Source organism: Streptomyces sp. NBC_01283, from assembly GCF_041435335.1.
Classification (GTDB): domain Bacteria; phylum Actinomycetota; class Actinomycetes; order Streptomycetales; family Streptomycetaceae; genus Streptomyces.
Genome location: NZ_CP108430.1, coordinates 1,524,345 through 1,539,181 on the forward strand (window position 1 = coordinate 1,524,345; position 14,837 = coordinate 1,539,181).

The following is a 14,837-nucleotide window of genomic DNA, read 5'->3' on the forward strand; positions in this document are numbered from 1 at the left end:
CATTGGCCGGCCGGTTGAATTCAGCCGTGTGGCAACGGAGTTGTCCAAGGATTGCAGCGGGATGAACACCTGCGCAGGGCCGTTCGGGGAATCACGATGTCGCCGCCGGAGCGGCGGCTCGTGAAACGGGCGGAAAGCGGGCGCCCGAAGCGGCCGAACGGTCACGGGGAAGGCCGTTCTGGGCAGCACGCGAGGGATTACTCGGGCATGGGCGCCCGAAATATTTGAGCTTCCCCTGAGACTTCGCGCACGTATCCCGAATCGCAACGAGGCCTCGGCCGGGCCGAATTCACGGGACCGCATCGCATTCGACTCGACCTTTTTCCCGCTATCGCCCCTTTCCCTTTGTTCGGCGCACTATGGGCGCCTTGCCGGAATCGGCGTACGGTCTCAGCCCCGGGACCCCGTCCCCGCCTTGGCCGCGCCCTTGCCCTCCTCGCCGTCGCCGCCCCGCCCCGGCCCGTCGGCCTTTCCGCAGTCCGGAGCCGTGACCTTGGGTTTCGCGGCGCCGGAGGCAGCGGCCGGGTCGAGGTCCGCGCCGGTCGGGAAGGCCGCGAGCAGCGGTGCCGGTACCGAGCCGATGTCCGCGGCCTCGTACCCGAGCGCTTCCAGCGAGATCTTGGCCGAGACGCGGTACTTCACGCCGTTCTCCGCGACCAGGTAGGTGGTTCCGCCGTGTGCGGCGCCGCTCGCGTGCAGGGCCCGGACCAGGGCGCCGTGACCGGGTCGTACGACCGTGGCGTCCGTCGGGACGCAGGCCGGGCGCAGCGGCTGGGCGGTGCCCTCCGACACCGCGACCGGGGCGAGCCGGGCCAGCGGGACCAGCACCGACCTGATCCGGGCGCCGCCGTCGCCGCCGTCCACCTGCGCGCACAGGGCGGTGCCGCGCGGCGCGGACCGCGGGGTCGGCGGCTCGTCCGGCAACTCCCCCGACACGGCGGGGCCGGGGTTCTTCGCCCGGTGCTCGCGCAGCGCGCCGGCGCCGACCGTGCGCACCTCGGGCGACTCCCCCTGGTAGGCGTCCTTCTGGGTGGCCGGGTCGCCGAGGACCAGGGCCGCGCCGAGCCGGGTCAGCGGCACCGTGCCGTCCTTGCGCAGCAGGTGGTAGGTGCTGTCGCCGCCGGGCACGCTGACCTTGAACAGTTGGCCGATACGGCTTGCCTCGCCGCCCAGTTCGGGGCCCTTCTCGCCCCGGCCCGGCACCTTCGGCGGGCTCAGGGCGGGGCCGGGCGCCAGCGCGTCGAGGAAAGCCGCCGAGACCGGCATCGGCTCCTTGGAGCCGTAACCGAGCGCGTTGCGCGCGTCGGACGCGCGGTCGAGAGCCAGCCTGCTGCCCCGCCACACCAGGTACTCGGTGCCGTCGGGGCCGCGCACCAGCACCCCGCGGTCGCCGCCGACGTCACGGGAGTCCAGCGGCGCCCCGGCCACCACGCTGGTGGCCCCGGGCTTGTCCACCCCCGCGTCCCCCACCGCACCGGAGGTGTCGGGCAGCGCGCCGCCGGGCCCGGTGACGCACATGTGCCAGGCGCCGGAGTCGAGTTCGCCCGGCCCGGGCACCGTGTCCGGCAGGCCGGGGATGCCGACCGACGCGCCCACCGGGACGTCCTTCAGGGAGGCGGTGCGCACGTCGACGGCGGGCAGGTCGGAGCCGCCGATCAGCCGCGCCGACGCGTAGTTGCGCACCGGATGCAGGACGCCGTCGGTGTCGGTCCACAAGTAGCGGGCACCGGTGTCGCTGTTGACCACGAGGTGCTTGCCGTCGCGCCAGGCGTCGTTCCCGCCGGGGCGCAGCAGTCCGTAGACGACGGTGACCGCGCCGATCAGCACGGTCACGAGCACGCCGAAGACGACACCTCGGGTGGTGCGCCCGAGCGGGCTCTCCGGGGCGTCCGGGTCGGCCGTCAGCAGGCCCGAACTGAGCCTGCCCATCATGAAACTGTGGGCGTGTACCTGGTCTCGTTTGGACTGCACGGCCTCTCCTACGACTCCTACTCCGTGTCCCGGCGGGCGGGCTTCGTGCCCCGGTGTGCGGGCGTGCTCAGCCGAACAGGCCGCGCAGCCAGCCGAAGAGCCCCGCCACCCAGCAACTGAGCGGCAGCAGCGCCACGGCGAAGAGCGTGTGGGCGAGTTCCGCCGCCCGGCCCCAGTACGGCAGCACCCGGCGGCCGGGCACCGTCCAGGCGGCGACGACGAGTGCGGCGGCCGCGGCGAACAGCACCGCGAAGACCACCAGGCGGCCGTTGCCGTCGCTGTCCACCGCCCAGGCGCGGGCGAGCAGCAGCAGCCCCCAGACACCGGGAACGGCCAGGGTCAGCCGCTGCGGGATGTGGACGAGGCCGCGGCAGTGCAGCAGCAGGAGCAGGCTCAGCACGAGGGCGGTCAACACCTCGGCAGGGCCGGGGTCTTCGGTGAGGACGACCAGGGCGGCCGCGACCATGGTGCCGGTGGCGGCGAAGAGTGCGGTGACCCAGCGCGCGGCCAGCTCGGTGCGCTGGGCGACCTCGTCGCCCGCGTAGGGCTCGATGCCTTGCTGCAGCTGGCTCGCGGAGGACGGCAGCGCGGGCAGCCGCAGGCCGGCCAGCTTGAACGCGAAGGGTGCCACCGTCCCCGCGGCGAGCGTGACCACCGCCGCGACCAGGGCCACCGCGGCCGGGGCGCCCAGGCCGGAGTAGCCCATCAGGGCCCCGGCGATCGCGGCGGCCACCGAGACCAGCGCGGTGGCAAGGAGGGCCGGGGCGCCGACCGCGGTGGCGGCGAGCGCGAGGACCGCTCCGCCCGCGCCGGCCGCGCCCGCGGCGAGCAGCCGTGCCCCAGCGATCCGCACCGTGTCGGGGCCGCTCAGCTCACCGCCGGGCAGCAGCCAGCCGGCCAGGGCCAGGCAGGGTGCCACCAGCAGGCCGAGCGCAGTGGCCGAGACGCGGTCGCCGACCGCGCGGCTCGCCGAGCCCGCGCCGGCCAGCAGCAACAGCCCGGCCACGGCCGCGCAGACGGCCCTGCGGGAGCCGGATCCGTTCACGCCCGGCCAGACCACCAGCAGGAGGGCGGCCAGCACCGTCGCCACCGCGGTGCCCACCAGGAGTCCACGGGCCGCTCCGGAGTTCCAGGTGTGCAGCCGACGGCTCGCGGTGTCGGCCATGCCGTCCACCAGGTCGTCGAGCCGCGCCTCGGGCAGCGCCTCGGTGTGGGGGCGCAGGTAGAGCACGGCTCCGTCGGAGAGCCCGGCCCGGGCCAGGGTGGCCTCCTCGTCGAGCGGGGCGTCACCGAGCCGTTGGAGCACCCAGCCGGCGTGGTCGAGGCCGGCTTCCTCCGCCTCTTCGCCGACGTAGCGCAGCAGGGTGGGCAGGAGGTCGGCGACCGGCACATCGGCGGGCACGGCCAGGTCGACGGACACGCTCGGCGCACGTACGGTCAGGCGGCACAGTTCGGCCACCGCACTGTCGGTCATAGGCTGAACTCTCGTCTTCCGTGGAGGCTTTGCCGGGAGGACTTACCCGGGGGTGAGGACGTGCGAATAGTACGGAAGCCCCGGCCGGCCGGGAACGAGGGTGCCGGGCAAGGGAATTGCGTCCGCTTCGACCGTGAACACCTCCCCGCGTGGACAGGGCACGTTCCGTGAATGCAGACTACTGCCTACGCCCGCCGGGTAGCGCCGCGGACCGGATCCATTGTCCGAGGAGACCGGAAGAGAGTTGTACGTCAGGGGAGTTGCCCGTTCCCCGCTATGCGCCTGAACCATTCATCCGGTGTTCACCGCATCATGCGGGACCCGGAGAATCGGTGTGGTGCGGTCTTTCCCGTCACCGAGCGCCCCGGTATTCGCTGCGGGCCTGAATGCCAGTAAAGCGGAGGTTCTGTTCCTTGAGTGTGGAGCTGTTTCGCCGTCCGGCCCGCAGACGCGGACCGGAGATGCCCGAGGGGCAATTGACCCTTCAGGAGCCGCCGGTCCTCGCCGAGACAGTTCCGGACACCTCGGCCATATGGACTTATCTGCCGATGGCGCTCATGTCGGTGTCGATGATGCTGATGTTCCTGCGCCCCGGCGGCGGGAACGGCGTCTTCATGTACCTGGCGATGGGCGTCATGGCGCTCTCCGCCGGTGCCATGCTCCTCGGACAGCTCATGCGCCGCTCCAGCGAGCGCAAGCAGCGCCTGAAGGGCGAACGCCGCGACTACCTCCGCTATCTGGCCCAGACCCGCAAACGGGTCCGGGCCACCATCGCGGAGCAGCAGCGGGCACTGGCCTGGCGCCATCCGGAGCCCGCGTCGCTGCGCGCACTGTCGCGCACCTCGCGGCTGTGGGAACGCCGCCCGGCCGACGAGGACTTCGGCGAGATCCGTCTCGCGGTCGGTGAACAGCAGCTCGCCCTCGCGCTGAACCCGGTCTCCACCCGCCCGGTGGAGGACCTCGAACCTCTCTGCGCGCACGCCCTGCGCCGGTTCATCCGCGCCTACTCCACGATCCCCGGGCAGCCGCTGGGCCTCTATCTGCGCTCCTCCGCCCGGCTGTTGCTCCGCGCCGACGAGACCCCCGGCGGCGAGGAAGGCACCGAGGCCGTACGCGCCCTGGTCCGCGCCATGCTCGGCCAGCTCGCGGTGTTCCACGCGCCCGAGGAGCTGTGGATCGCCTTCTGCGTCAGCGACGAGCGGCGGCCCGACTGGGAGTGGGCCAAGTGGCTGCCGCACGCGCTGCATCCGTACGAGGAGGACGGCGCCGGACAGGTCCGCCGGATCACCGCCGACCTCACCGAGCTGGACGATCTGCTCGGCGCCGAGTTCGCCGAGCGCCCCGGCTTCGACCCGGACGCCCGGCCCGGCCGTGACGAGCCCTTCACGGTCGTCGTCCTGGACGGCGTCACCGTCCCCGAAGGACACCGCTGGGAAGGACACGGCTACCGCAACGCCCTCGTCCTCGACGTCTCCGGGGCTCTGCGCTGGCGCCCCGGCCGCAACACGCTGCGGCTGACCGCGGGCCCCGACCAGGTGAGCCTGGTGCGCACCGACCGCAGCCGCAAGGAGCGTTCCGTGCCGCTCGGCCGCCCCGACCGGCTCGGCAGGCACGGCGCCGAGTCACTGGCCCGGCTGCTCACCGGCCGCCGGATCAGTCTGGGCAGCGACATCGCGCAGCCGCTGGACAGCGACGTCGAGCTGACCACCCTGCTCGGCATACCCGACCTGCACCGGCATGACCCGCAGACCCTCTTCGACCGCCACACCGGCTCCGCCCGGCTGCGCGTGCCGATCGCGGTCGGCGTGGACGGCCGCCCGGTGGAGCTCGACATCAAGGAGTCCGCCCAGGGAGGCATGGGCCCGCACGGCATGCTCATCGGCGCCACCGGCTCCGGCAAGAGCGAACTCCTGCGGACGCTCGTCCTGGGCCTCGCCCTGACCAACTCCTCCGAGACCCTCAACTTCGTCCTGGTCGACTTCAAGGGCGGCGCCACCTTCCTCGGCCTGGAGGAACTCCCCCACACCTCCGCCGTCATCACCAACCTCGCCGACGAGGTCGCTCTGGTGGAACGCATGCAGGACGCCCTGCACGGCGAGCTCATGCGCCGTCAGGAACTGCTGCGCTCCGCCGGCAACTACACCTCCGCCCTCGAGTACGAGCGGGCCCGCGCCGCCGGGGCCGACCTCACCCCGCTGCCCAGCCTGTTCGTGGTGGTCGACGAGTTCAGTGAACTCCTCTCCGCGCACCGCGAGTTCATGGACCTCTTCGTGATGATCGGCCGTCTCGGCCGCTCGCTGGGCGTGCACCTGCTGCTCGCCTCGCAGCGCCTGGACGAGGGCCGCATGCACCAGCTGGAGAGCCACCTCTCGTACCGCGTCGGGCTGCGCACCTTCTCCGCCATGGAGAGCCGGGGCGTCCTCGGCGTGCCGGACGCCTATCAACTGCCGGCCCAGCCCGGCAGCGGCTTCCTGAAGTCCGGCGTGGAGTCCCTGACCCGGTTCCGCGCCGCCTACTCGTCCGGCGGGTACGCGCGCCGCACCGGTGCGGTCGTACAGGCCCGGGTGGCCAGCCAGGTGGTGCCCTGGACCAGCGGCTGGGTGGTGCCGCGCACCCTGGATCCGGCGCCCGCACCGGAGCCGGAGGCCGAGGAGAGCGGCGCCGAGGAGACGCTGCTCGAAGTGGCCCTCGACAGGCTGCGCGACGCCGGTCCCGCCGCCCACCAGGTGTGGCTGCCGCCGCTCGACGAGCCGTCGCCGCTGAGCTTCCTGCTGCCCGGCATCGCCCCCGACCCCGAGCGCGGACTCACCGCCACCGGCTGGTCGGGCACCGGCAAGCTGCGGGTCCCGGTCGGCCTGGTGGACAAGCCCTTCGAGCAGCGCCGCGACCCGCTGGTCGTGGACCTCTCCGGAGCCGGTGGCCATGTCGCCATCGCGGGCGGTTCACAGAGCGGCAAGTCCACCCTCGCCCGCACCCTGATCGGCGCCCTCGCCCTCACCCACACCCCCGCCGAGATCCAGTTCTACTGCCTCGACTTCGGCGGCGGCGGGCTCTCGCAGCTCGCCGGGCTCCCGCACGTCGGCGGTGTCGCGGCACGGCTCAATCCCGAGCGGGTGTACCGGGCCGTCGCCGAGGTGATGACGCTGCTCGCCCGCCGTGAGCAGTTCTTCGTCGACCACACCCTGGACTCCATGCAGTCCTACCGTCGGCGCCGGGCCGCCGGGGAGTTCCCCGACGAGCCCTTCGGCGACGTGTTCATGGTGATCGACGGCTGGTCCACGGTCCGTCAGGACTACGACGACCTGATCCCGAAGTTCAACGAACTCGCCGCCCGCGGCCTCAACTACGGCATCCACCTGCTCATCACCACCACCCGCTGGGTGGAGCTGTCGGCCCAGGTCCGCGACCAGGCCGCCACCCGCCTCGAACTGCGGATGGGCGATCCGATGGACTCCGAGATCGACACCCGCAAGGCCCGCTCGGTGCCGCGCAGCGGCGGTCGCGGCATCACCGCCGACAGCAAGATGCACTTCCTCGCGGGCCTGCCCCGCATCGACGGCAGCGGCTCCCTGGAGGATCTCGGCGACGGCGTCGCCCATCTGGTCGCCGAGGTCTCCCGGCACTGGACGGGCGCGTCCGCCCCGCAGGTACGGATGCTGCCGCACCGGCTTCCGCTCGCCGAACTCCCCGCGCCCGAGGCCACCGAGGGCGGTGGCATGCGCCTCCCGCTCGGCATCGACCAGGACGCCCTGGAACCGGTCTGGCACGACTTCAGTCGCACCCCGCACCTGATCGTGGTCGGCGACGCGGAGAGCGGCAAGACCAACCTGCTGCGCCGCGTCACCGCGGGCATCACCGCTCACTACGCGCCCAGCGAAGCGAAGATCATCGCGGTGGACTACCGCCGCACCCTGGTGGACACCATCCCCGAGGAGTACCGCATCGGGCACGTGATCTCCCTGGACAACCTCAAGGAGACCCTCGACGGCGCTGCCCGCGCGATGAAGACCCGCGTCCCCGGAGCCGACATCGCCCCCGCCCGCATGCGCCAGTGCGACTGGTGGACGGGCCCGCGCCTCTTCATCCTGGTCGACGACTACGACATGGTGTCGGGGAACTCCTTCCAGAGTCCCTTCGAGGCCCTCTTCGAGCATCTGACCCTGGGCTTCGAGACGGGTCTCCACCTCGTGGTCGCCCGCAGTGCCATGGGCGCCGGACGCGGTCTCAGCGACGCTCTCCTGCGCCGTCTCGACGAAGCCAACAACCCCGCCGTCCTGCTGTCGTGTCCGCCCACCGAAGGCCGCCTCTTCGGCAACGCGAAGCCCCGCAACCTTCCGCCGGGCCGGGCGATCCACATCGCCCGCCGCAAGGAGCGCCTGATGCAGACCGCACTCGTGGAGGAGGGGCAGGGGCAGAGCGGCTGAGCGGCGGTTCAGTCCTTCGCCGGGCCGCCCGCTCCCGCCGGACGCCATCCCCTGCCCCGGGCCCGGGGCAGGGCGAACGCGCCCCAGAGCACGGCGAGGACGGCGGCGGAGCCGAGCAGCACGAAGAGCGTGGCGCGGTCGGTGGCGCGGTCGGTGGCGGACGTGTCCCGGACCGCCACGGGACCCGTGGCGCGCCCGGTAGCGGTGGCGGCACCGGAGTCGCCGAGGACCGTGGTGACGGCGGCGTAGGCGTCCAGTTGGGGGATGTCCGCGGGGTAGGCGGTGGCGGTCAGGCGGCGCGCGACGGCCGCGGGTGACTCGTCGGGGTGGGTGGCGCGGACGACAGCGGCGGCACCGGCGGCCTGGGCCGCGGCCACGGCGGCGCCCGCACCGAGATAGTGACCCGCACCGCGCGGGCCGCCCGAGACCACTCCGGCGCCGGGTGCGGCCAGGTCGATGCCGCCGGTTGGCAGGGCGCTGTCCGGGCGGACACCGCCGGGGAGCATGTCGGCCACCGAGAGGACGCCGGGTTCACCGGCGGGCCAGTAGGTGCGCGACGGGACCTCCGCGGTGGCGCGCCGGTCCGGGTCCGGGGTCGCCGCCGCGACGACCACGGCGCCCGCACGGCGCGCGTCGGCGACCGCGCGGGTCAGCGCGTCGTCACGGCGCGGCAGGGCCACCGCGACCGCGATGACTCCGGCACGGGCCTCGGTCGCCTCGCGCAGCGCCCGTACGACCAGGTCGGTGTCGGCCTGCCCGCGGGCGCCGGTGCCGCGCAGGGCCAGGATCCTCGCGTCCGGGGCGACTCCGGCCAGCCGGGGGCTGCCCCCGCCGTCCCCGGCGATCAGCCCGGCCAGGAAGGTGCCGTGGCCGACGCAGTCGTCACCGGCCGCGCCCCCGGCGGTGACCCGGCCCTTGAGCCCGGCGGCGTCGGGGGCGACCCCGGTCCCGATCAGGGCGACGGTCACTCCCTCACCGGTGCTGTACCGGTGCAGCCGGTCCAGGTCGAGGCGCTGGCGCGACCAGTCCTGCTTCTTCGCCTTCTCCCGGGAGGCGGGGGTGCAGGGCGCGTCCCCGGCGTCCGCGTCGAGCGCGGAGGGCATGCCGGGCAGTTCCTGGCCGCCCTTCTTGGCGTCGGCCGTCGGCGTCGGGCCCGCGAAGGGGGCCGGCTGGGCCGGGGCGGCCACGGGCAGGAGCAGCACGGCGGCGAGGCCGGCGCCGGACAGCAGGCGGGCGGGCGTCTTCACCGGGGGGCCGCCTTCGGGGTCACGGCGTTCGGGTTTACGGCCTTCGGGTTCACGGCCACGACGTCGTCGGGGACGAGGATGCGCAGGTCGTCCAGGGTGGGCGCGGCCAGCGAACTGAGCCGCCCGGCCTGCCGGGTGACCATCGACTCGACCACCTGGCGGGCCAGGCGGGCGTTGCCGAAGGCGCGGTCCCGGGGCAGCGAGTCGAAGTACTCCCTGAGCAGCGGGCCGGTGCCCGGGCCGCATTCGTAGCCCATGGCCGCGGCCTGGGCCCGCACGATGGTGACCAGTTCCTCGGAGGAGTAGTCGGTGAAGCCGATCCGGCGCGGGAAACGCGAGGAGAGGCCAGGGTTGGAGGCCAGGAAGCGTTCCATCTCGTCGGTGTAGCCGGCGACGATGACGACGACCTCGTCGCGGTGGTCCTCCATCAGCTTCAGCAGGGTGTCCACCGCCTCCTGGCCGAAGTCGGCGCCGCCGCCCTTCGGGGTGAGCGTGTACGCCTCGTCGATGAACAGCACGCCGCCGCGGGCCCGTTCGAAGACTTCCCGGGTGAGCTGGGCGGTGTGGCCGATGTAGCGGCCGACCAGATCGGCGCGGGCCGCCTCGACCAGCTGGCCCCGGCCGAGGATGCCCAGCTGGGTCAGGATCTCCCCGTAGAGGCGCGCGACGGTGGTCTTGCCGGTGCCGGGCGGTCCGGTGAAGACCAGGTGGTTACTGAGCGAGGGAACGGGCAGCCCGGCGGCGGCACGGTGACGGGCGGTGGTGATGAGGTTGACCAGGTCCGCCACTTCGCGCTTCACCTCGGCGAGCCCGACCATGTCGCCGAGTCGGGTCAGCGGGTCGTCCTGCGGGGCCGCGGCCTCGGCGGCCTTCGCGACGGCGGCGACGGAGACGTCCTCGGGCAGCAGCAGCCGCAGATCGCTCTCGCTGACCTGTGCCTGCGTGGCGAGCCTGACCGCCTGCCTGTCCACCATCTCCTCGAACACCCCGCGCGCGGCACGGCCGTTGCCGAAGCCCGCGTCCCGTGGCATCGCCTCGAAGTGCGCGGCCAGCGCGTCGGCGGTGCCCTCGCCCAGCTCGTACTGGTGCTGGGCACACATGTTGTCCATGATCGCGACCAGTTCGGGCACCGAGTAGTTCTCGAACTCGACGGTCCGTGAGAAACGCGACGCCAGACCGGGGTTGGAGCCGAGGAAGGAATCCATCTCACGGGAGTAGCCGGCCGCGACCACGACCACGTCGTCGCGGTGGTCCTCCATCAGCTTGAGCAGGGTGTCCACCGCCTCGCGGCCGAAGTCGGCGCCGCCGTTCCCGCTGTCCGCGGTGAGCGTGTACGCCTCGTCGACGAACAGCACGCCGCCGAGGGCTCGTTGGAAGGTCTCGGTGGTCTTGATCGCGGTGCCGCCGACGACCTGCGCGACCAGGTCGGCGCGGGAGACCTCCACCAGGTGCCCGCTGCGCAGCGAGCCCAGCTCGGCCAGGATCGCACCGTAGAGGCGGGCGACAGTGGTCTTGCCGGTGCCGGGCGGCCCGGCGAAGATCAGGTGCCGGCTCATCGGCGGGGCGGACATGCCGAGTTGTTCGCGGCGCTGGGCGAGCTGGGTGAGGTTGACCAGGGTGCCGACCTGCTGCTTGACGTTCTCCAGGCCGATCAGCGCGTTCAGGGCGCCGAGCGGGCCGTCCTCGCGGTCCGGCGGGGGCGCGTCCCCGGCGCCGGAACCCGCCGGATCGGTGTTCTCCGCGCTGCCGGTGCCCCAGGCGTCCCGCTTGCCGTTGCCGACGCTGGTCAGGCCCTCCACGGCGAGCCGTTCGCCGGGCGCGGTCTGCACCAGGCCACCGCCGGCGTTCTCCCGGGTGAGGCAGTTCACCACGGAGACCGGCGCGGTGGACTCCACCCGGAAGCCGTCCTGTTCGCCGCCGGACACCTCGCAGCCGCTGAGCGAGGCGAGCGCACCCTCGCGGAGCAGGAACCCGTGGCCCTTCGGGGCGTGGACCGTGGTGCGGTTGGCGGTCAGTTCACCGCCCGCGGCGACGGCCACGCCTTCCTCGCCGGATATCTCCACGCGGAAGTCGCGGACAGTGACGTTGCCGCCGTCCTCCACGACCAGGCCGCCGGTCGCCGTGTCGAAGACCCCGCCGCCGGCCAGATAGAGCGTGCTGCCGGAAGCCACCCGTACGCCCGCGCCCTTCGGCCGGACGATCTCGCAGTCCTCCGCACGGCCACGGGCGTCCTTGGTGGCCGCGATGCCGTCACCGGCGGGCTCCACCAGGCGGGCCCGGCGCAGCAGGGGGTTGGCTCCGCCGCGCACCGCGACGGCGGGCGAGCCGCCGATCACTTCCAGGCGGTCCAGCTCGGGCGCCGAGTCCTCCTCCAGGAGCAGCGCGGTCGCTTCGCAATCGCGGACCGTGAGGCCGGTCAGGGCCGGGGACGCGCCGCCCGCCACCCGCAGGGCCGCGCCCTGCGCGCCGTCCACCCAGCAGTCCTCGAAGGTGCCGCGCGCCCGGTCGGTGACCAGGACGCCGTGGCCGCGGGTGCGCGAGACCCGGCACCGGCGCAGCACCGGGTCGCTGCCCCCGGCCAGCGCGATCCCGTTGCCGGACGCGCCGGTGACGCGGACGTCCTCAAGTGTCGTACGGCCCGCGCTGCTCAGGTGCACTCCGGTGCTGGTGTCGTGCACGACGGTCCGGACCACGGTGAGGGAGCAGTTCTGCTCCAGGGCGATGGAGGGCTTGTCGGTGGAGGAGAAGTCGCAGTCCTCGACGGTGCCGCGGGACTCGCCGTTGGCGAGCAGGCCGTTGCCGCGGGCGCCGCGCACCGTGCAGCCGCGCACGTGCGCGTCGCCCTCCTCCGCGAGCACCAGCCCGCTGGTGCCCAGGTGTTCGAAGTTGCAGGATTCCACGGTGGTGGGCGTGGTCGAGGTGATCACGATGCCCGCGCCCTGCGGATTGCTCACCCGGCAGTCCCGCAGCGCGAGGGAGCCGGTGCCACCGGCCTGCATCGCGGTCCAGGCGGCGCCGACGATCTCGCAGCCGTCGAGCGCGGCCTGGCCGCGCCGCACGTCCACGGTCGGCAGCTCCGCGTCGCCGCCCCACAGGGTCAGTTCGGAGAGCATGACCGCGTCGGCGCGCAACGCGAGCACACTGCCCGAGCGCGGCCGGATCTCCACGGTGCCCCGCCCATCGGCGGCGGTGAGGGTGACCCGGGTGTGGATCACGAGGTTCTCCGTGTACGTCCCGGGCCGGACGCTGATGAGCGCGCCGGTCCGAGCGGCCACGAGTGCCTCACCGATCGTCCGGTAGCGGTCCTGGCTCCCCGGACCGACCGTCAGTACCTGGCGCGACACGCACCAACCTCCTTGCCATGGCGGCCTCTACAGCGGGGCGCCCCCTGAGCGGGGGCGCGTGTCGGCGAACCGACGGTGTCATCATGCCTCGCCCCCAAGGACGAGCGGGCGCCCGGAGCGGAGTGCGTCCGCCCCGGGCATCCGGTCAGACGCTCCACTTCTGGTTGTCGGCGCCGGTGCAGCTCCACAGTTCGAGCACGGCCCCGTTGTTCCGGTTGCTGCCCTTGATGTCGACGCACTTGCCGACCACGGTGTTGACCAGGTCGTGGCTGGGGTTCAGCGCGAACTTCTGGGCGTTGTTGCCGCTGCACCAGGCGATCTGGATGGCGGAACCGTCGTTGTAGTCCGCGTTGGCCACGTCGAGGCACTTGCCCCCGACGCGGACCGTGCCGTCGGAGGCGAACCTGAACTTCTGCGCGTCGGCGTTGTTGCAGTCCCACATCTGGAGCTGCCTGCCGTCACTGAAGTTGCTGGCCGGTACGTCGATGCAGCGGCCCGAGAGGTGGCTGTGCAGGGAGACGGGGAAACCGAGGGTCGGTCCGGGACCGGCCTTCGCGGGCTGCTCCTTCTTCCCGTCGTCCTGCTTCGTGCCGTCCTGCTTCTTCGCGGTCTTGTCCTTCTTGCCGTCGTCCTTCGGCTCGTTCTCGTTGCCGCCGTCCTGCGCCGGGGCGGGGGCGGCGTTCTCCTTCTTCGGCTTCTTTGGCTTCTCCGGCTTGTCGGAGGCCTTCTCGTCGTCCTTGGAACCGGTGTCGGGCGGGGTCACCGCGAAGTCGCCCGGCGCCTCCTGGCCATCAGGACCGAGGACCGTCCCGGCCGCCGCCGACGACGACTTGCGGTCCTTGTCGTCGTCCCCGCCGAGCGTCAGCAACGGCACCGCCACGAGCAGCGCTCCCGCGACCGCGGCTCCGGCGAGCACGGCCCTGCCCGGCCGTCCGACCGGCCCGGTCTTCTGCTGCGGCCGGTCGATGGCGGTCGCGGTCACGGTCCGTACGAGGGCGGGCAGCCGGCTCTTGGCCGCGGTGGCGGCACCGGGGTCGGCCTCGGGCTCGGGCTCCGCGACGGGGGCGGTTTCGCTGTCGGGGGCGACGGTCTCCGGCTCGCTCTGCTCGGCGGTGTCGGTGGCCTTCGCGGTACTGGTGGCTTCCACGGTGCTGGCGGCGTCGGGCTCAGATGCCTCGGGCTCGGTCTTCGTTCGGGTAGCGGCAGCGGTAGCCGCCATCTCCTCGCCTTCTGAACCGGTCTCGGCCGCCTGCGAGGTGGGGGGCTGCTGGGCCGAACGCGTCACGAGGTCCTCCCTGTGGTGTGGGGCCGGAGTTCAGGAGAGTCGCCGTCCCGGTCGAGAAGGCTGTCCGCCGGGACGAGCAAGGGCGCCGCGGCCCCGGCGTTGACCATCAGCTTGGTGCCCGAACCGCTCAGTGAACGGGCCAGCTCCCGTGCCGGGACGGTGTCATGCAGAAGTGCCTCGGACGTGAACTCATGTGCCGGTGAGGTGAACGACAGCACTACGGGCGCTCCGTCGCGCCCGGCAGCCATGAGCGGACCACCGTCCGGTCCGCGTACGACGGTGATGTCGGCCCCGGCGAGTGCCGCGAGCGCCTCGTCCACGGAGCCGTATCCGGTGGCGGCCCGCTGCGCCGCCGCGTCCACCGGGTCGGTGGGCTCCGGCCAGCCGAGCACCCGGGCCGACGGCCGGTACGCCGGGTTGGCGCGGTAGCCTCCCACCGCCCCGCTCTCGTCGGACTGCCACTCCCCAAGGACCGCCCACTCCGGCGGTGTCCGCTCGTCGGTCCACTCCGGGTCGACCACGCCGATCCAGTGTCCCGGTGCACGGCGGGCGGCGGCCAGCACGGCCTCGGGTATCTCGGGGGTGACGGCTGCCTCGGGGACCTCGTCGACCGACGGCGCGGGGGCGGCGGCAGGACCGGATCCATTGGGCGTCACGGGCACGGTGTCATGCCTGTCCTCTTGCCGTTCTCCGGACCGCATCTTCACCTGAACTCTTCGATCCGTACCAATCGTTGGGCGCCGGACGACAGGCGCGCACGCCGACACTGATCACGTCGGGAGCCATCAGAATGCCACACGCGTCCCTTCCGTTGGGGACCGAGGAGGATCCGTTTCGGTTTCAGACATGCCCGTTTGGTGTCCGAGTGGGGAACGTTCCGGGAGCAGTGAGGCGTGAGAGGACAAAGCGAAAGGGGAGTTGTGGTGGGAGGAGCGGCCCCGCGCCCTGCAACGGGCTAAGTTGGGCACGTGGTCGGCCCTGCCGACACGCCGACACACAGTGCGTTCCTGCCGGACGTCCAGGCCAGGGCCGTACGGGAAGACCTCGCAGCCCGGAAGGCGTCGGATCGGCCTGCGGCCCACCACCGTGACC

At 73.0% G+C, this 14,837-nt stretch carries 7 protein-coding genes; 1 reads left to right on the forward strand and 6 read right to left on the reverse strand.

Annotated elements, in window-relative coordinates:
- Positions 1-390: 390 nt before the first annotated feature.
- On the reverse strand, positions 391-1,971 hold the full coding sequence (gene eccB, locus OG302_RS07120; RefSeq protein ID WP_371525956.1) for a type VII secretion protein EccB: 1,581 nt from the start codon (positions 1,969-1,971) through the stop codon (positions 391-393).
- 67 nt (positions 1,972-2,038) lie between these two features.
- The gene (gene eccD, locus OG302_RS07125) at positions 2,039-3,445 is read right to left on the reverse strand and encodes a type VII secretion integral membrane protein EccD (RefSeq protein WP_371525957.1); all 1,407 of its coding nucleotides are present in this window, start codon (positions 3,443-3,445) and stop codon (positions 2,039-2,041) included.
- A 461-nt stretch (positions 3,446-3,906) separates the two neighbouring features.
- Between eccD and eccCa the strand changes: the two genes are divergently transcribed.
- Complete coding sequence (gene eccCa, locus OG302_RS07130) at positions 3,907-7,869, forward strand: type VII secretion protein EccCa (protein ID WP_371525958.1); 3,963 nt, start codon at positions 3,907-3,909, stop codon at positions 7,867-7,869.
- An 8-nt stretch (positions 7,870-7,877) separates the two neighbouring features.
- On the opposite strand, the gene OG302_RS07135 is transcribed toward eccCa, so the two are convergent.
- From OG302_RS07135 to OG302_RS07150, 4 genes are all read right to left on the reverse strand, one after another.
- Positions 7,878-9,116 (reverse strand): S8 family serine peptidase, encoded by a 1,239-nt coding sequence (locus OG302_RS07135; protein WP_371525959.1) that lies wholly within the window; start codon positions 9,114-9,116, stop codon positions 7,878-7,880.
- Positions 9,113-12,460 (reverse strand): right-handed parallel beta-helix repeat-containing protein, encoded by a 3,348-nt coding sequence (locus OG302_RS07140; protein WP_371525960.1) that lies wholly within the window; start codon positions 12,458-12,460, stop codon positions 9,113-9,115. Before OG302_RS07140 ends, OG302_RS07135 begins: the two co-directional genes overlap by 4 nt.
- Positions 12,461-12,605: 145 nt before the next feature.
- Positions 12,606-13,745: a ricin-type beta-trefoil lectin domain protein gene (locus OG302_RS07145; RefSeq protein ID WP_371525961.1), complete on the reverse strand. Its 1,140-nt coding sequence runs from the start codon at positions 13,743-13,745 to the stop codon at positions 12,606-12,608.
- On the reverse strand, positions 13,742-14,401 hold the full coding sequence (locus OG302_RS07150; RefSeq protein WP_371525962.1) for a type VII secretion system-associated protein: 660 nt from the start codon (positions 14,399-14,401) through the stop codon (positions 13,742-13,744). The genes OG302_RS07145 and OG302_RS07150 overlap by 4 nt, the downstream gene beginning before the upstream one ends.
- Between the last annotated feature and the right edge of the window lie 436 nt (positions 14,402-14,837).

What these genes read in the sequence shown, in the direction of transcription:
- eccD (WP_371525957.1), bottom strand. Translation starts at nt 3,445, where the DNA reads ATGACCGACAGTGCGGTGGCCGAACTGTGCCGCCTGACCGTACGTGCG.
- eccCa (WP_371525958.1), top strand. Translation starts at nt 3,907, where the DNA reads ATGCCCGAGGGGCAATTGACCCTTCAGGAGCCGCCGGTCCTCGCCGAG.